The sequence below is a fragment of the Paraburkholderia sp. BR10141 genome (assembly GCF_056155635.1).
Genome location: NZ_JBMIQH010000027.1, coordinates 54,524 through 72,239, shown reverse-complemented (window position 1 = coordinate 72,239; position 17,716 = coordinate 54,524). Strand labels below are relative to the sequence as shown.

Below are 17,716 nucleotides of genomic sequence, written 5' to 3'. Positions count from 1 at the left end.
CCTGGTCTGATTTTGGGCCATCTAGTACGAGAATTTTGCCAGGGCGGCCGGTCACGATCCGCGGGGCTCGTGCGCGCTCTTTCAACGCGAACGTCACTGATTGCGCAGGGGTCATTTCTGCACGCTTTTGGGCCAATCCAGCTTGCGTGGCGATACCAGACGGCACACGATGCCTAGAATCGCGGCATAGGCATTCAGGCCGCAGATTCGTCGCGGTAGATACGATTAATGAAGGTTTGAAAACGAACCGGCAGCGGTAAACCCCCAAACGGCTTTTACTTTTGTCATCCGTTTGCAAGAGATTCAGATTGGGAAGTCAAGATGGACAGATTACGCGAGATGGAGGTTTTTGTAGCCATCGTCGAACGCGGCAGCTTTAGCGCCGCATCCGAAAAATTCGGCTTGTCGCGAGCGGCAGTTTCGCGGGCGGTCAACTCACTCGAAGCGCGCCTGGGCACCCAACTGCTTGCGCGCACGACCCGCTCGGTCCGGCCCACGGACGCAGGCGTCGCTTACGTCGAAGCCTGCCGCAAGTTGCTGGATGGCATCACCGACGCGGAGTCGCATATCGCTACGGATCTCGCGAACCCTGTGGGCACGCTCACGATTACGGCACCGGTTCAACTCGGCCAGCGCGTCATCGCTCCGCTCATCAACGCGTACACGCTGCGCTATCCCGACGTCAGCGTGAACGCTGTTTATCTCGATCGGCCCACGCGCCTGCTCGAGGAAGGCGTGGATATCGCCATACGCATTGGTCATCTCGAAGATTCGTCGACATACGCGGTGCGCCTGGGATCGGTACGCCGTCAAACCTTTGCGTCGCCAGCGTATCTCGCCGAGCACGGAGAACCCAAGCATCCGCGCGACCTGGCCGGCCACAATTGCGTTTCCTTTACCGGCGTTTCCCAACCGCTCGAGTGGATGTTTTACGAAAATAATTCAAAAATTCCTGTGCGGCTGCAGCCGCGCTTGATCGTCAATCTGGCGCCCGCCGCCATTTCGGCGGCGGAAGACGGCGTGGGTATCACGCAGTTGCTGTCCTATCAGGCCGCAACTGAAGTCTCTTCCGGAAACCTCGTGCCCATTTTGCGGGCTTACGAACCCGAATCAACGCCAGTCAACCTGCTTCATGTCGAACGGCGCGGAACGAGCGGAAAAATTCGGTCCTTCGTGGAGTTCGTTACCGAAACGCTGCGAAACAACCCGCACCTTCAATGTGAGAGCGGCGTAACAACCGAAGGCGAATGTACGCGGCGTCAAGGCAGTCACGAACTCGCAAGTCACTCCGAAGCGCATATGCAGTATCTGCAACCACTGATTCATTCACTCGATAACTCAGCCGCAATGCGCAGTTCGCGGTAGGCACTCACGAGTGCGTCGAGGCTGAATGCGCGATTCAAGCCGCTTGGGTTCGGCAGAACCCATGCGCGCGCGCCGCCGAACCTGCCGGATTGCGACCCCCACTCGATATCTCGCTTGCCCGACATTTCGGCAAGCGCCATCTTGCCAAGAAAGGCGATAAACCGCGGCGCGTAGTGCTGCACCTTGAGCTCGAATTGCGCCGCAGCGTCCTGAATCTCCGCTCCCGACAGCTCGTCCGCGCGTGTCGTCGCGCGCGAGACCGCCGTAGTCAGACCAAAGCCATGCTGCAGCAGCTCACGGTCGTTTTCGGGGCGAAATTCCTCGGGCGTAAAGCCGGCGCGATGGAGCACTCGCCAGAAGCGATTCCCTCTGCCATCGAAGTGGCGCCCACTAGCCACCGCACGCATGCCCGGATTGATCCCGCAGAACAATACCGACAAACCGGGCTCGATGATATCGGGAAGGAATGGCGCGGAATCGGCGTTCGCCAACTCTGCCAGAGAATTGCCGCTATGCACTCGCCTCCCCGCGGAATCGCAGGCGATATTGTTTTGGCGTGACGTTCAGGCGCCGTGAGAACGTCGTGCGCATATGCGTGGCGCTATGAAAGCCGCACTTGAATGCGACCGTCTTGAGCGGCGCATCCGTGTCCTCCAGCAGTTTCCTCGCCGTGTCGACGCGAACCTGCTCGACGAATACGGAGGGCGTGACCTTGGCGTTTTTGGCGAAGATGCGCGACAAGGTGCGCCGGCTCACGGCAGCCGCGCTCGCCAGCGCCTCGATAGAAAGCGTATCGGTGATATGTTCGCTCACGTAGCGATACACCTTGCTGAGTATGGGATCCTCGTCCTTGCCGGCACCGATATACGGACTGTACTGAGACTGCCCGCCTTCGCGCTGGATATACACCACCAGCCGCTTCGCCACTCGCACCGCCAGTTCATGTCCCCAGTCTTCCGCCACGAGCGCGAGGCACAGATCGATCCCCGCGGTCACGCCCGCCGAGGTGAAGAGCCGCCCGTCACGAACGAAAATCCGGTCCGGCTGCACATTGGCGTGCGGGAATTCATTGGACAGGCGCCCGGCATCCGACCAGTGCGTCGTCACCTCCTTGCCGTCGAGCAACCCCGCATGTGCGAGCACGAATGCGCCGTTGCACACCGAACCAAAGCGGCTTGCACTGCGCGCCTGATTCTGCAGCCAGGCCAGAAACTCATTCGACGGATGCACGTCGGGCAACTGCGGCCCGCCGGCCACGAGGAGCAGGTCCCATTGCACATCGCTGTCGGCATAGCCGCGCGAGACCGCCAGTTGCATGCCGTTCGAGCAGGTCACGGCGCCCGCCTCACGCCCGACGAGCGTCACTTCGTAGCGCTGATGCTCGGAGAGGAACGTGTTCGCCTCGGCGAACACATCGAGGGGGCCTGCAACATCTAGCGCCTGCACACCATCGAATACAACAATGGCGACTTTCATACCGTGACCTTCAGAGGTGGTGTCCCAACCAGGACCGTGGCGCAGCTTAACGCATCGCCGTTAGCGGGTGCAGTCTGTCCCCGGAAAAAGTATTTTGCGTCGGTGTAACAAATCGGCAGCGTGGCCCAAAACGCCCACTACTTGGCATGCTGCGGCACCACGCGCGCATTTCGCCCGCTGCCCCGCATCACTAGACTGTGTTCACGACTGCGGCTGGGTAACAACCCGGGCGGACCGGAAGGCGCCATCGCCGTCACTCCACGTGTTGCCCCCGACATCGGACCGCACACCGACCAAAGGCAGATTCATCATGTTGAAAGAACGTCAGAGCTCTTTCCTCTTCGGGGGCAACGCCCCTTACGTCGAAGAGCAATATGAAACTTACCTGGCTGACCCGGATGCGGTCACCAGTGAATGGCGGGCGTGGTTCGATGCACTGCGCGAAACGCCCGCTATCGACGGCAGTGATCGCGACGACGAGCCGCACGCCCCCGTCATTTCCAGCTTTGTCGAGCTTGCGAAGCGGCCGCCGCGCGCGATCGTTCATGCCGACACTGCCCTCGCGAATGATGCCGGTCTCGGCCTTGCGCGCAAGCAGGTCGCGGTGCAGTCGCTGATCGCCGCGTTCCGCATGATCGGCACGCGCGCGGCCAATCTCGATCCGCTGTCGTGGACGCCGCCACGCGCCTACGCCGAGTTGACCCCGGCTTACTACGGGCTGACGGCCGCAGACATGGCGACGACATTCAGCACCGCCGACACTTTCCTGTTCGACGACGACGCCACGTTGGAGGAACTCGTCGCGGCGCTGAAGCAAACCTACACGGGCACGCTCGGCGCCGAGTTCATGCATCTGACCGACGCGGAGCAGCGGCGCTGGTGGCAGATGCAGCTCGAATCCACCCGGGCGAGGCCGTCGCTGCAGGCAACGGAAAAGCGTCGACTGCTGGAACGACTGAGCGCAGCGGAAGGCCTCGAGAAGTACCTTCACGCGCGCTATGTCGGGCAAAAGCGCTTCTCGCTCGAGGGCGCGGAATCGCTGATTCCGATGCTCGACGAAGTCGTGCGCTACGGGGCTTCGAAAAGGCTGCGCGCAGTGGTGATGGGCATGGCGCACCGTGGACGCCTGAATGTTCTGGTGAATATCGTCGGCAAGCCGTTGCGTGCGCTGTTCGACGAGTTCGATGGCAAGGATCCCGAACGACTTACCGCAGGCGACGTGAAGTACCACAAGGGCTTTGCGAGTTCGGTCGATACCCCAGATGGGCCGGTCGAAGTGATGCTCGCGTTCAACCCGTCACATCTGGAAATCGTCAACCCGGTCGTGCAAGGCATGGCGCGCGCCAAGGGCGAGCTCCTCGGCAGCGCGGACGGCGTCGAGGTTCTGCCTGTCGAGATTCACGGCGACGCGGCGATGTCCGGCCAGGGTGTCGTGATGGAAACCTTGAGCCTCTCTTATACGCGCGGCCACGGCACGGGCGGCACGGTTCATATCGTCGTCAACAATCAGATCGGCTTTACGACCTCCGATCCGCGCGACACACGTTCGTCGTTCTACACCACGGACGTCGCGAAGATGATCGAGGCGCCCATTCTGCACGTGAATGGCGACGACCCCGAAGCCGTCGCTATGGCGGTACGCCTTGCCCTCGACTATCGCACCGCGTTCAAGCGGAGCGTGGTCATCGATCTCGTGTGCTTCCGCAAACACGGGCACCAGGAACAGGACACGCCGGGCATCACGCAGCCGCTGATGTATCGCGCGATTGCCAGTCATCCCGGCGTAAGAACGCGCTATGCGCAGAAGCTGATTCAACAAGGCGTGTTGACAGCCGAAGAAGCAGAGGGCTATGTCAGCGAACGGCGTGAACTGCTCAAGCGGGCGAACGAATCCGACAGCTCAGAGGCCGCCTCTTCACGGGAAGAAGCACCCAGCCCGGTCCCGTGGTCCGCCCCGTCGACGGAAACGCTGCGCAGTCTCGCGCAGCAGATTTCGACCGTTCCCGAAGGCTTGGCGCTTCATCCGCTCGTCAAGAAGATGATCACCGGGCGCCAGGAAATGGCCTCGGGAAAACGGCCGCTCGACTGGGGCATGGGCGAGCATCTGGCATTTGCTTCGCTGCTTGGCGATGGGGTCAGCGTTCGACTGAGCGGGCAGGATAGCGCGCGCGGGACGTTCAATCATCGGCACGCCGTGTTGCACGATCAAACGCGCATGAACCGGCCGGATGGTGTTTATATTCCACTCGATCATCTCGGTGATGCGAGTGGCAATGCGCCGGGCCGCTTCAGCGTGACGAACTCCATCCTCTCCGAAGCGGCGGTCCTCGCGTTCGAGTACGGCTATACGACGGTGAACCGCGATGCGCTGGTCATCTGGGAAGCGCAATTCGGGGACTTCGCAAACGGCGCGCAGGTGGTGATCGATCAGTTCATCGCGGCGGCCGCCGTCAAGTGGGGGCAACGCAGCGGCCTGACGCTTTTCCTGCCTCACGGGCAGGAAGGCGCGGGACCCGAGCATGCATCGGCGAGGCTCGAACGCTATCTGCAGCTGAGCGCACAGGACAATATGCGCGTCGTCCAGCCGACTACGCCTGCGCAGCTGTTCCATTTGCTGCGCAGGCAGGCACTCGCCTCCGATCGCCGCCCGCTTGTCGTCTTGACGCCCAAGTCGCTGTTGCGGCACCCGGAAGCCGTCAGCACGTTCGAGGAGTTGAGCGCGGGCCGGTTCCACGAAGTTCTGCCGGACAACCAGATCGAGACCTGGCAGACCTCCAGCGTCGAGCGCGTCATCGTGGCGACGGGCAAGGTGTACTTCGAGTTGCTCGAGCGTCGCCGCGCGGATGCGAGCGACACGCCGATCATCCGCGTCGAACAGCTGTATCCTTTTCCCGCGCAACAGTTGGCCGCTGAACTCGCGCGCTATCCCAACCTGAAGAAGGTCGTCTGGTGTCAGGAGGAGTCGCGTAACCAGGGCGCATGGAGTTTCGTCGAGCCACAGTTGCGCGAGCTCCTGTCAACGGGTGCGAAACTCGTCTACGCCGGTCCTGATGCCGGTGCATCGACTGCGCCGGGCTACCATTCGGCGCACGTCGCGCGGCAATCCGCGCTGGTCGAGCAGGCGTTCACGGGGTAACGGCGCATGCGTGTCGCGATGATGCTCTATGCGGGGTTTCAAATGCTCGAGGTAAGCGGCCCGATGGATGTGTTTCATGCAGCGAATCGCCTGTATGGCAGCGCGTTTTATGAACCACACCTCGTCGGGACCTCGCGTGGGCCCGTGCCGTCTTCCAACGGCACGGCGGTGGGCACCACAGAATGCCTGCTCGAAACGCGCACGCCATTCGACGTCGTCGTGGTGCCCGGGTCTCCCGTGGTGAGTTCGTCGAGTGAGCATCGCGAACTCGTGACGTGGCTCGGCGACGCCGGGCCTGCCACGCGCAGGCTGGCCTGCATTTCCAATGGCGCGTTCCTGCTGGCGCGCGCCGGCGTTGCCGACCGTCGCTGGCTGACCACGCATTGGCGCGACGCTCGCCGCCTCGCGGCCGAACATCCACGCGTGCACGTCATGTCCAATCCCGGCTGCCTGAAGGACGGCAACCTCTATTCATCGGGCGGCGCAAGCGCCGGCATTCATCTGGCGCTCTCGATCGTGCGGGAAGACCTTGGGGAAAGCGTGGCGGGAACCATCGCCGGAACGTTGTTGACGCAGCCGCGTTGAAGCACGGCGAGCGAGCGCAAGGAACACCATGATAGACGCGAATCTGATTCACAAGGCACTCGCCAATCCACACCGGCGCGAGATCCTCGCGTGGCTGAAGGTCCCCACCGACGCCTTTCCAGAGGGCCACGTCGATCTGGGCCACGGCGTGCCCGCACACGCCATCCAGGCGCGCAGCGGGCTCTCGCAGTCGACCGTATCCGCGCATCTTGCCGTACTGGTCGAAGCAGGACTGCTCGTTTCGACGCGAATCGGACAATGGATGTTTCTTTCACGTAACGAAGAAGTGATACGGACCTTTGCCGAACAGATTCGCCTGCATTTATAGGAGAATCTGACATGGCGCGAGTTTGCGTCGTAGTAGCGTGCGAGGCAGATCTATCCGTGGAAAACGCGTAATGGACAAGCTGGACATGATGCGGATTTTCGTCCGCATAGCGGAAGAAGGAAGCTTTACGGGCGCGGCCTCGCGCCTGGACATTCAAACCGCCAATGCATCGCGGGCGGTCTCGCAACTCGAGTCGCAATTGCGTACGCGCCTGCTGCATCGGAGTACACGGCGGCTCTCGCTAACCGAGGCGGGCCAACGCTATCTGGAGCGCTGCGAGCGGATCCTCGCGTATGTCGACGAGGCAGAGGCAGAGGCTGCCAACGCACAGGTGGACCCTTCGGGGCGGCTGCGCATTCATGCGTCGCCGAGCTTCGGGCAAGCCTATGTGGTGCCGGCGCTCGTGCGCTATCGCGAACGGTATCCCGCGGTGTCGATCGAATTGACGTTGTCGCAGCACGCGCCCGATATCATCGAGGCCGGCTACGACGTGATGCTCCAGCTGAGTACGACGGAGCTGCCGGACTCGCGGCTCGTGTCGCACCGGCTAGGCGATGTCCACAACGTGCTGTGTGCGGCACCCGCTTATCTGAATACGCACGGCGTGCCGCGTACGGTACAGGACCTCGAAGCTCACACATGCCTGCAGTTCGTCACGTCGTTTTTTCCACGCGATCGCTGGCATCTGCATGGGCCCAACGGCCGGGAAGCCGTGGCGTTCCCGAATGCGCCCGTCGAAATCAATCTTCCCGATGCGCTCAGTGTCGCCCTGCGCGAAGGCGTAGGCATCGGGGCGCTGCCGATGTCGACGGCACTCGCCATGCTCGATAGCGGCGCGCTGGTGCGGGTATTGCCGGAATATCGTCTGCAGAGGCTGACCGCCTATGCGGTGCACGCCTCGCGAAAGTACCTCGACGCCAAGATCAGGACGTTCATGGATTACCTGCGCGAGGCGGTGCCCAAAGCGCTTGCCGCCGATGCGCAAGCGTTGAGTCGGGCTGCCAAACAACCTTAGCCCGCGATTGCCTTGTGGTCGCGCGCCGCCACGCGTTGCGGCGACGGTTGTGATGCAGTTGCAGCCGCAGTCATTTCGTTTTGCTTGATGATCTTTTCGATCTCGCCGTCGCCTTGCGCGTCGTACTGTGCGAAGACGTCGGTGCGATAGCGCGTGTTTTGCGCCGCACCGAGCTGCGAGCCCGACTCGTCGCGCGTATCGGCATCCACCGTCATCGAAAGGCCGATGCGCAACGGACGCGCCGCGAGTTCGCGTGGATCGAGCGCGATACGCACCGGCAGGCGCTGCACGATCTTGATCCAGTTGCCCGTGGCGTTCTGCGCCGGCAGCGTCGCGAAGGCGCTGCCCGTACCCGCCGAAAAGCCTTCGATACGACCGTGATACTTCACGCTCGAGCCGTACACATCGGCAGTGAGCGTGACCGGCTGACCAATGCGCATGTGCTTGAGCTGCACTTCCTTGAAGTTCGCGTCGACCCACACCCCGTTGAGCGGCACGATCGCCAGGAGCGGCGTGCCGGGCGACACGCGCTCGCCCACCTGCACCTGGCGCTGCGCCACATAACCCGTCACGGGCGCGGGCAAGGTATCGCGTGCATACGCAAGCCACGCTGCACGCACTTTCGAGGCGGCCGCCTGCACATCCGGATGCTGTTCGACCGACGTGCGATCGGTCAGCGCGTGATTCGCCGCCCCTTGCTGGCGTGCGGCGTCGAGCGCGGCCTGGGCGGCCTGTACGGCGTCGCGCGCGTGGGCGATGTCTTCGGCGGAAACGGCGCCCGAGTCCGCGACGGCCGTGCGACGGCGCAGATCGTCGTTGGCGCGGGCCAGGTCCGATTCGCGTTGCGCCACGTTCGCCGCATAGAAGTCGTTGTTGACATAGAGACCGCTCACGCGGCGCACGGTCTGGCCGAGCGACGCTTCGGCATCGGCCAGCGCGATTCTTGCGTCGGCCGGATCGAGCGTCACGACCGGGTCGCCCTGCTTCACGATCTGCGTGTCGTCGGTGTTGACGGCCACCACCGTGCCCGTGACCTGCGGCGTGAGCTGTACGAGATTGCCGCTCACATAGGCGTCGTCGGTCGATTCGTGAAAACGGCCTTCCGTGAAGTAGTACGCGCCATACGCCGCGCCCGCAATCAACGTCACGGCGCCGAGCAGCGCGATCAGGCGTTTGCGGCGGCCCGGGGGCGTGCCCTGCTGGTCGTTGTTGGCCGGGGCCGCTTGCGCGCCGCCTTTCTTCTCGCCGGGTTGATCTACCTGCTCGCGGTCGGTCGTGATCGTTTCGCTCATTTCAGTTCTCCTGACGGGTTTGCAAACGTGCCGTTCAACGCGCGGCAGCAATAACGGAATGGGTTTGAGGGTTGGATTGCGCGGCAACGTCGGCGTGGTGGCCGGTATCGGCTGAAGTATCGACATAGCCGCCACCGAGATCCGAAGCCAGCGCGATCTGCTCGTCGCGGCGATCCATCTTCAGGTTGGCGATGGCTTCGTCGGCGTTCAGTGCCGTGACGTCGGCGTTGAGCACCGTGAGCTGATTGGTCAAGCCACCCTTGTATTGCGTGATCGCGAGCTGGTCGGCGTCGCGCGCTGCCTGCTGCGCGGTTTCGGCATCGACGAGCTGCGCATCGCTCGAATGGATCTGCGCGAGCTGCGTGGCCACGCCGCTGAGCGCACCAATGAGCGTCTGGTCGTAGGCGGCCACGGCGTAGTCGAACTCTGCGTAGCGGCCCTTCAACTGCGCACGCAGTTCGCCGCCGTCGAAGATCGGCAGGTGAACCGCGGGGCCCACCGACGCCGTGCGGCTCGCGGCGGTCAGGAAGCGGCCGAAGCCGAACGCGTCGAGACCGAGCGCGGCGCTCAGGTTGATGTCCGGATAGAACTCGGCCTTGGCTTCCTTGACCTCGTGCGTGATCGCGTCCACGCGCCAGCGCGCCGCGACGATGTCCGGGCGCCGGCTCACGAGGTCGGCGGGCAAGTTGTCCGGCAAACGCACCTCGTCGCCCACGCCGAGCGTCGGCCGCGTGATCGCGAGTCCGCGGTCGGGGCCCTTGCCCATCAGCGCGGCCAACTGGTAGCGCGTCGTGAGAATGCTGCCGTCGAGCGCGCTCACCCGCGAGCGGCTCGTCGCCAGGTTCGCCTGCGCGGTCTTGCGTTCCACCTGCGTGTCGAGGCCCGTGGCAATGCGGCCGGCTGTGATGCGGTCGATCTGCTCGCGACGCGTGACTTCTTCCTGCGCGATGTCGCGCAGCGCATAGAGCCGTGCCAGCTGGTTGTAGGTGCGTGCGATCGAAGTATCCAGTGTGAGCTTGACCACTTCCTCGTCTGCCTCGCTCGCGGCCGTCTCCGAAACGGCTGCCCGCAGCGCCTCGCGATTCTTGCCCCAGAGGTCGAGATCGTAGGAAGCGGTGAGCAGCCCCTTGTTCTCGGTCTGCCACGAGCCGGCATACGGCGGCGGAATCAGCGCCGTGCTGCTGAACTGCTGGCGTGTCAGCGTGTAGCTGGCGTCCACGCGCGGCAGCGTGCCCGCCTTCGCGGTTTCGCTATAGGCCTGCGCCTGGGCCACCCGCGCCTTGGCCTGCTCGACGCTCGGGCTGCCCTGCAGCGCTTCGGCAATCAGTGCCTTCAGCTGCGCGTCGCCGAACTGGTCGACCCAATCGGCGGACGGCCAGTGCCCCTGTTCCTGCGGCAGGCTCTGCGCCGTCTCGAACTGTTGCGGCTGGGCCATCTGCTTGTCGCTGTGGATGCCCGCGTAGTTGGCGCAAGCCGCCAGCGTGGCCATTGCGATCGCCGATACACCCAGCTTCAGCGTACGGGCACCGATACTTGCCTTAGAAGTCTGCGATTTCATTTTCTGACAGATCAGATTAATGGTCGAAAAAAAGCGCGGCACCACGGCCGCACCGTTCAGTCGTCTGTGAACTTGCGAAGCAGGCGGTTCAATTCGGCAAACTCCGCCTTGGTGAATTTGCGCAGGCGTGCATTCAACACGTGCGGCGCAACTTCCGGAATCTGGGCCGCCGTTTCCAGCCCCTTTGCGGTGAGGTTCAGATTGACCACACGACGGTCGTCTGCGTCGCGCGAACGCTCCAGCAGACCCTTGGTTTCCAGCTTGTCCAGCATTCGCGTCATGAGACCCGTATCGATGCCGAGCAGCTTCGACAGTTCGAACGGCGTGGTCGCCACTCCCTGCTTCAGCGAAAGCAGAATGCCCATTTGCTGACCCGTGATATCGAGGTCCTTGAGCGCTGCGTCCATCTCCGCAACGACCAGATTGCGCGCCTTGACGATCCTGAAACCGACACTTTCCGTAAGCATGAAATTTCTCGTCGTGTAGTGGTCCATCGCGACATCCTCCGTGTTAAACAACACAATATCTGCATTATCAGATACTGTCAAGAAAAAACACGTGAGACTTTTTTGCGCTCTGAACCGGGTTCAACTGCAGAATTCAGTGACCGCCAGCGGCTGCCGCGCCCGCGCCACCACCCTTGACCGGCCTCGTCACCCAGATCAGCGGGATGATGACGATGAAGATCACCGCCGAAATCCAGAAGATGTCGTTCAACCCCAGCATGGTGGCCTGCGCGTTGAGCGAGGCCTCGTAAAAGGCCGTGGCCTTTGGAATGCCGCCACCCAGCGCCGCCTGCAGGTGCGCAATGGCGCCGGTGAAAGCTGGATTCTCCACGCTCGTCTGCTCGGCGAGCCGGGCGTGATGGAGGATCGTGCGGTCGTTCCATGCGTTGCTCATGAGCGACGTGCCTACGGCGCCGGCAAAAATGCGCGCGAAGTTGGACAGACCCGCAGCCGCCGGAATCTCGTCGGGCCGCAGACCCGAGAGGATGATGCCGGTGAGCGGCGTGAAGAACAGCGCCGTGGGAATGCCTTGCAGCAGCGTCGGCAGAATCAGCGTCCAGGCATCCACGCCAGTCGTGTAGTTCGAGCGCATGAAGAACACGGCGGCGAAGCCAACGAACGCCAGGGTGGCGAGCACCCGCAGATCGGAGCGCGGCATGACCTTGCCCATCATGGGGGCCAGGATCACCGCGAAAATCCCCAGAGGCGCGGTAACGAGCCCCGCATCCACCGCGCGGTAGCCGAGAAAGCCCTGGATCCACTGCGGCAGGATCACGAGGTTTGCAAAGAAGATCGCATACGCGACGGAAATCGCAATCGTGCCGCCGAGGAAGTTACGCCTGGTGAACAGCCGCAAATTGACGATCGGTTTTTCCTCAGTCAATTCCCAGATCAGGAAAAACACGAAGCTGACCGCAGCGACGATGGTGAGCGCCCAGATGACGGGCGAGCTGAACCAGTCGAGATCCCTGCCCTTGTCGAGCATGATCTGCAGCGGCGCGACCCAGGCGATGAGCGAGATCAGCCCGACCTTGTCGATCGGCAGTTTGCGTGCCGGCGTCTCGCGGTCGCGGTAGATCGCCCATACCACGCCGGCTGCAAAGAGGCCGACCGGCACGTTGATATAGAAGATCCACGACCAGCTGTAGCTGTCGGTGATCCAGCCGCCGAGCGCCGGGCCCGCGATCGGTCCGACGGTTGCGGTCATCGCCCACAGCGCCAGCGCGTTCGAACTCTTTTCCTTGGGGAAGGAAGCGAGCAGCAAGGCTTGCGACAACGGCACCAGCGGCCCCGCCACGGCGCCCTGAATGACACGGGCGACCAGCAGTGTCAGCAGGTTCGGGGCCATGCCGCACGCTGCCGATGAAAGCACGAACAGCAGGATCGCCCAGACGAACAGCTTGACCTGGCCCACGCGCTGCGTAAGCCATCCGGTCAACGGAATCGACACCGCATTGGCCGCGGCGAAGAGCGTGATGACCCACGTGCCTTCGTCGATCGACACGCCGAGGTTGCCGGAGAGCGTGGGAATCGCAACGTTTGCGATCGACGAATCCAGCACGTTCATGAAGGTGGCGAGCGCCACGGCGAAGGTGCCAAGTGCGAATTTCGCGCCAGTCAACTGGGGCGGCCCGCCTGGGTTAGTCGATGAATTCATCTTAGGTTCTCTCGTCTGGATGCGAATGTCCCGTCAACCACGGGCAGTTATCTGACATGTCTGATAATTGGGCAAAAAAATGCCGTCCTAGCCATGAAGCAATCTGAACAGCAGCGTGCTCAAGGCGTCGAAGTCGGACTTCGAGAGGTGCGAGAGCCGCTCGCTCCAGGCGCCAGGCGCGACATCTGTATTTCGCGCCGCGACCAGGTGGCCCTCCCGCGTCAACGAAACGTCCACGAGCCGCCGGTCCGTGCCATTGCGAGCACGCTCCACGAGCCCGCTGGCTTCGAGCTTGTCCAGCACGCGGGTCATCCGGGCCGGGTGGACGCCAAGCAGCTTCGCCAGTGCTGCCGGCGTTTTCGCGCTACCGCTGGCCAGCGTCAGCACAATGCCGCGCTCCTGCAGGTTCAGCCCTGCGTCCTTGAGGCCTGCCCTGAGTTCGGTGGCCATCAGGTGATGCGCCTGACCCAGCGCGAACACTAGCTTCTGCGTGCGCTCGAAATCTTCATTCACGGGATCGTTCATCGATTTCCCTCCTCGATATCTGATGCGGAATATATCTGACATTGCAGATGTGTGCAAGCGAGTTTCCGAAGCCGCGAGAGACGCAGCAGCGCCCAGATACGCCGCCGAACCGCCGTCTGCGCCCAACGCGATACACCATGTAAAAAGTGATGTGAACGGCAAGCAATGATCGGCGTCGTTGCTGGCAGCTATATTGTTTCGGCGAAGGTTTGAGCCGTGAGGCGAGGAACTCCGGATCGACGCGCACTTTATTCAGGAGAATCGAAGCATGACTGACAAACCGCTTACGTTGGGCATTGATCACGTCGGACTCACCGTGCGCGATCTGAACCTCACCCGTGACTTCTTCGTGAACTGCCTCGGTTGGAAGCAGGTCGGAGAGAGACCCAGTTACCCTGCGGCGTTCGTTTCGGACGGGCACGTCATGTTGACCCTCTGGCAAGTGACCGATCCGGGCCGCCTCGTCGAGTTCGACCGCAAGACCCATGTGGGCCTGCACCATCTTGCCTTGCGCGTAGGCAGCGAAGAAGCGCTCAACGATATCTTCTCGCGCGTGTCCGCCTGGCCGGGCGTGCAAGTTGAATTTGCGCCCGAAAAACTCGGTCCGGGGCCGAAACGCCATACCATGGTGTACGAACCGGGCGGGATCAGGCTCGAATTCGACCACGATCCGCGCGCGCAGACCTCCTGAACCACGCAGCAAGCCGCGTGTGAGCAGCCACGCAACTGGGTCCGCCCTTTTTAGTCAGTTATCCAAAGTTAAATAGACGTCTTTCGCGTGTCATTTTCCGCCGCACGCCGTCGCGCCCAACCTGCTCTCATTTGTTCCTGCGACTCACAACTGTTTGTCCGCACCCTGTATTCAAACCGTGAGCGCAGATGCGTAAATTGATCGTCATCGGAGCAGCAAGCCCGATCAGAAAGAGAGTCCAACTTACTTCGAGGTTCATATGAGTCAATCCCCCAAAGTCATCGTGATCACTGGCGCATCGCAAGGCATCGGCGCCGAAGCGGCCAGGGCATTCCGCGCACTCGGCCACAAGGTGGTCGCGACCTCGCGCAACATCAAACAGACTGACGATAGCGATCTCGTCGCAGTGGCCGGCGATATCGCCGACCCCGCCACGGCGCGCCGTGTCATCGAAACCGCCGTCTCACGCTTTGGCCGCGTCGACACGCTCATCAACAACGCGGGCATTTTCATCGCGAAGCCGTTCACGCAATACACGGCGGAAGACTACGCGGCAATCAAGGGCACCAACCTCGACGGTTTCTTCCATATCACGCAACTCGCGATTGCCGAGATGGAAAAGCACGAGAGCGGCCACGTCCTCACCATCACGACGACGCTCGTCGATCACGCGATCGACGGCGTGCCGTCAGTGCTGGCCTCGCTGAGCAAGGGCGGTCTCGCCGCCGCCACGCGCTCGCTGGCGATCGAATATGCGAAGCGCGGCATTCGCGCCAACGCGGTATCGCCCGGCATCATCAAGTCGCCGATGCACGCGCCCGAAACCCACGCCGCACTCGGCGCGCTGCACCCGATGGGACATATGGGCGAGATGAGCGACATCGTCGACGCCATCCTCTATCTCGACTCGGCGCCCTTCGTGACGGGCGAAATCCTCCACGTCGACGGCGGCCAGGTCGCCGGCCACTAAAGGCGCACTGCGGGCGCACTGCGGGCGCACTGCGCTCCACGGGGCCCCACCGGGCCGACGAGGGAGCGCCGCTCGCCGGCGCTCCCTGCAACGATCACCATCGAGGAAAGCGAAATGCCGATCGTCACAATTCAGGTTACACGCGAGGGCACACGGCCCGGCACGGACTCCGTCACGGCGGAAGAAAAGGCCCAGCTCATCAAGGGCGTGAGTCAGCTCCTGCTCGACGTGCTGAACAAACCGCTGGAGGCGACCTTCGTCGTCATCGAGGAAGTGCCAACGGAAAACTGGGGATGGGGCGGCCTGCCTACCGACGTCTATCGACGACAGAAGGGACTCATCAAGTAAGCGCGCGCGGCCCGCTCGAGAGCGGGCCGCGCGCAATTCGTTGTGAAAACGTACGTATTCAAGGAGAGCGTCATGAAGCTTCTGATGGTTTTGACTTCGCACGACGAGCTGGGCAATACGGGACGCAAGACCGGGTTCTGGCTTGAGGAGCTCGCCGCGCCGTACTACGTGTTCAAGGACGCCGGCGTACAGATCGTGCTCGCGTCGCCCAAGGGCGGCAAACCTCCGCTGGACCCCAAGAGCAACGAGCCGGACTTTCAGACCGACCTGACGCGTCGCTTCGAAGCCGACCCGGCTGCGTTGGCGGATCTGGGCAACACCGCAAAGCTCAAGGACGTCGCCCACGACGCATTCGACGCCGTCTTCTACCCCGGTGGCCACGGTCCGATGTGGGATCTCGCAGAAGACCCTGACTCTATCAGCCTGATCGAGCGCACGATCGCAGCCGGCAAGCCCGTCGATCTCGTCTGCCACGCGCCCGGCGTGCTGCGCCACGTGAAGGGTCCCGATGGCAAGCCGCTCGTCAACGGCAAGTCGGTCACGGGCTTTACGAACAGCGAAGAAGAAGCGGTTGGCCTGACCAAGGTGGTGCCGTTCCTCGTCGAAGACGAACTCAAGGCGAAGGGTGGCAACTATTCGAAGGGCCCCGACTGGCAGCCGTATGTGCTCGAAGACGGGCTACTGCTCACCGGGCAGAATCCCGCGTCGTCCGGGCCGGCCGCCAAGGCATTGCTGGAGATGCTGGGCAAGCGTCACTGAGTCTCGGCCCTCGAGAGCAGGATAATGGCGGCTGCCCGGCTCGGGGGCCGCCCCACCCCCCACAACAACCGCCAAAATCCAGGTAACAGGCCTCTTATATTTTCATTGCCACTCGCGCAGCTAATCGCGCTGCTCAGCGTTCGCACTCCGTAATCGCGCTGTAAACGAGCGTGCGCAACTGCCGGCGAATCGGGTACGCGGTCGAAGGCAGGAGCTGGGTGAGAAACAACACGATCATGTCCTCGCGAGGATCGGCCCAGAAGAAGGTACTGGCCGCGCCGCCCCAGAAGAAGTCGCCCGCGCTGCCCGGAATCAGCGTGGATGCGGGCGCAATCGTCGTGGCGAAGCCGAGCCCGAAGCCCACGCCTTCGTAAGCCGCTTCGGTGAACATCGAGCGCGAGAGGCGCGGCAGGTCGACGCCGCCCGGCAGATGGTTGGCGGTCATCAGCGCGATGGTCTTCGGCCCGAGCAGCCGCACGCCGTCCAGCTCGCCGCCCCGCAGCAGCATGCGCGCAAAGCGCATGTAGTCGGCCGCCGTGGAAACGAGGCCGCCGCCGCCCGAAACGAACGAGGGCGGCTCGCGATACGGGCTCGTGTGAGGATCGTCCTGCAGCTCTGGACCATTTTCGGAAACGACCTTCGAACCGAGCGCGCCGATGGCATAGCAGGCGCAAAAACGCGACACCTTCTCCGGTGGCACGTAAAAGGCCGTGTCGACCATGCCGAGCGGGTCGAAGATCCGCGTTTTCAGAAAGTCCTCGAAGGCCATGCCGCTGACCTTGCCGACGAGATAGCCGAGCACGTCCGTGGAAACCGAATAGTTCCAGGCGTCGCCCGGCGAAAATTCCAGCGGCAGCGTGGCCAGCTTCTCGATCATTTCATCGAGCGTGCCCGCGGTCGCAAGCTCGCCCACCTTCAGCTTGCGATAGGCCGCATCGACATTGGTGTTCTGCTGAAAGCCGTAGGTCAGCCCCGAGGTATGCCGCAACAGGTCGACCACGCGCATCGGGCGCGCGCTCGCGCGCGTCTGGAAGCTCTCCATGAAGCCGCCCGCGTACACGGCAAGTTTTTCCCACGACGGGATGTACTTGCTGACGGGGTCGTCGAGCGCGATCCTGCACTCCTCGACCAGCATCATGATCGCCACCGACGTAATGGGTTTGGTCATCGAATAGATGCGGAAGATCGAGTCCTCGGCCATCGGCGTGCGCCGTTCGCGGTCCGCGAGACCCAGCACCGAGTTCAGCGCGAGTTCGCCGCGCCGCCACACCTGCGTGACGGTGCCCGCGAGCGTGCCGGTCGCAACGTAGTTCTCGTCGAGAAAACGTTCGATCCGCGCGAGCCGCTCACACGACATACCCTGCTTTTCCAGACCTTCCCTACTCATGACGCCTCCTTGAATGCATTGACCGAGCGTATTCGGAACCGATGGATTGCACGCGATGCGCGTCACAGTATCGGTCATTCGGCGCGAAGTCGCATTGCCACACGCGCCGCCATCCTGC

17 protein-coding genes and 1 pseudogene are annotated in these 17,716 nt (G+C 62.8%); 10 read left to right on the top strand and 8 right to left on the bottom strand.

From position 1 onward, the window contains the following. Positions 1-321: 321 nt before the first annotated feature. Positions 322-495 (top strand): annotated as a pseudogene (locus ACOJB8_RS29960) (helix-turn-helix domain-containing protein); the annotation flags it as partial. Positions 496-591: 96 nt separating this feature from the next. Then, positions 592-1,365 (top strand): LysR substrate-binding domain-containing protein, encoded by a 774-nt coding sequence (locus ACOJB8_RS29955; protein ID WP_475015895.1) that lies wholly within the window; start codon positions 592-594, stop codon positions 1,363-1,365. On the opposite strand, the gene mug is transcribed toward ACOJB8_RS29955, so the two are convergent. Further along, the gene (gene mug, locus ACOJB8_RS29950; RefSeq protein ID WP_475015859.1) at positions 1,323-1,883 is read right to left on the bottom strand and encodes a G/U mismatch-specific DNA glycosylase; all 561 of its coding nucleotides are present in this window, start codon (positions 1,881-1,883) and stop codon (positions 1,323-1,325) included. The genes ACOJB8_RS29955 and mug overlap by 43 nt on opposite strands. Then, entirely contained in the window at positions 1,876-2,841 is a 966-nt protein-coding gene (locus ACOJB8_RS29945; protein WP_368707352.1) for a GlxA family transcriptional regulator, read from the bottom strand. The genes mug and ACOJB8_RS29945 overlap by 8 nt, the downstream gene beginning before the upstream one ends. A 310-nt stretch (positions 2,842-3,151) precedes the next feature. On the opposite strand from ACOJB8_RS29945, the gene ACOJB8_RS29940 reads away from it, so the two are divergent. The 4 genes from ACOJB8_RS29940 to ACOJB8_RS29925 all read left to right on the top strand — a co-directional run bounded on the left by ACOJB8_RS29940 (position 3,152) and on the right by ACOJB8_RS29925 (position 7,905). After that, a complete protein-coding gene (locus ACOJB8_RS29940) occupies positions 3,152-5,977 on the top strand; it encodes a 2-oxoglutarate dehydrogenase E1 component (RefSeq protein ID WP_475015857.1) in 2,826 nt (941 codons plus the stop codon). 6 nt (positions 5,978-5,983) lie between these two features. Continuing rightward, entirely contained in the window at positions 5,984-6,562 is a 579-nt protein-coding gene (locus ACOJB8_RS29935) for a DJ-1/PfpI family protein (RefSeq protein WP_475015856.1), read from the top strand. A 28-nt stretch (positions 6,563-6,590) separates the two neighbouring features. Further along, a complete protein-coding gene (locus ACOJB8_RS29930) occupies positions 6,591-6,890 on the top strand; it encodes an ArsR/SmtB family transcription factor (protein ID WP_342922047.1) in 300 nt (99 codons plus the stop codon). A gap of 70 nt (positions 6,891-6,960) precedes the next feature. Further along, positions 6,961-7,905: a LysR family transcriptional regulator gene (locus ACOJB8_RS29925; protein WP_475015854.1), complete on the top strand. Its 945-nt coding sequence runs from the start codon at positions 6,961-6,963 to the stop codon at positions 7,903-7,905. Here the strand turns inward: ACOJB8_RS29925 and ACOJB8_RS29920 are convergent. The 5 genes from ACOJB8_RS29920 to ACOJB8_RS29900 all read right to left on the bottom strand — a co-directional run bounded on the left by ACOJB8_RS29920 (position 7,902) and on the right by ACOJB8_RS29900 (position 13,443). Further along, positions 7,902-9,197, bottom strand: a complete 1,296-nt coding sequence (locus ACOJB8_RS29920) for an EmrA/EmrK family multidrug efflux transporter periplasmic adaptor subunit (RefSeq protein WP_475015852.1) — start codon at positions 9,195-9,197, stop codon at positions 7,902-7,904. The two genes, ACOJB8_RS29925 and ACOJB8_RS29920, sit on opposite strands and share 4 nt — an antisense overlap. A gap of 34 nt (positions 9,198-9,231) precedes the next feature. Beyond that, a complete protein-coding gene (locus ACOJB8_RS29915) occupies positions 9,232-10,755 on the bottom strand; it encodes an efflux transporter outer membrane subunit (protein ID WP_321923894.1) in 1,524 nt (507 codons plus the stop codon). 56 nt (positions 10,756-10,811) lie between these two features. Continuing rightward, a complete protein-coding gene (locus ACOJB8_RS29910; protein WP_321923892.1) occupies positions 10,812-11,249 on the bottom strand; it encodes a MarR family winged helix-turn-helix transcriptional regulator in 438 nt (145 codons plus the stop codon). Between the two features lie 106 nt (positions 11,250-11,355). Then, complete coding sequence (locus ACOJB8_RS29905) at positions 11,356-12,918, bottom strand: DHA2 family efflux MFS transporter permease subunit (RefSeq protein WP_475015850.1); 1,563 nt, start codon at positions 12,916-12,918, stop codon at positions 11,356-11,358. Between the two features lie 87 nt (positions 12,919-13,005). Continuing rightward, on the bottom strand, positions 13,006-13,443 hold the full coding sequence (locus tag ACOJB8_RS29900; RefSeq protein ID WP_342922052.1) for a MarR family winged helix-turn-helix transcriptional regulator: 438 nt from the start codon (positions 13,441-13,443) through the stop codon (positions 13,006-13,008). A 268-nt stretch (positions 13,444-13,711) separates the two neighbouring features. Between ACOJB8_RS29900 and ACOJB8_RS29895 the strand changes: the two genes are divergently transcribed. The 4 genes from ACOJB8_RS29895 (at position 13,712) to ACOJB8_RS29880 (ending at position 16,211) form a co-directional block, all read left to right on the top strand. After that, positions 13,712-14,134 carry a VOC family protein gene (locus tag ACOJB8_RS29895; protein WP_368700562.1) on the top strand — a complete coding sequence of 141 codons (423 nt, stop codon included), beginning with the start codon at positions 13,712-13,714 and terminating at the stop codon, positions 14,132-14,134. A 259-nt stretch (positions 14,135-14,393) separates the two neighbouring features. Beyond that, positions 14,394-15,104, top strand: coding sequence for an SDR family NAD(P)-dependent oxidoreductase (locus ACOJB8_RS29890; RefSeq protein ID WP_475015848.1), 711 nt, complete (start codon positions 14,394-14,396; stop codon positions 15,102-15,104). A gap of 114 nt (positions 15,105-15,218) precedes the next feature. Further along, positions 15,219-15,452 (top strand): tautomerase family protein, encoded by a 234-nt coding sequence (locus tag ACOJB8_RS29885; RefSeq protein ID WP_018442101.1) that lies wholly within the window; start codon positions 15,219-15,221, stop codon positions 15,450-15,452. Positions 15,453-15,524: 72 nt separating this feature from the next. After that, the gene (locus ACOJB8_RS29880; RefSeq protein ID WP_475015846.1) at positions 15,525-16,211 is read left to right on the top strand and encodes a type 1 glutamine amidotransferase domain-containing protein; all 687 of its coding nucleotides are present in this window, start codon (positions 15,525-15,527) and stop codon (positions 16,209-16,211) included. A gap of 133 nt (positions 16,212-16,344) precedes the next feature. Here ACOJB8_RS29880 and ACOJB8_RS29875 read toward each other — a convergent pair whose 3' ends face one another. Further along, positions 16,345-17,598 (bottom strand): serine hydrolase domain-containing protein, encoded by a 1,254-nt coding sequence (locus ACOJB8_RS29875; RefSeq protein WP_475015844.1) that lies wholly within the window; start codon positions 17,596-17,598, stop codon positions 16,345-16,347. Between the last annotated feature and the right edge of the window lie 118 nt (positions 17,599-17,716).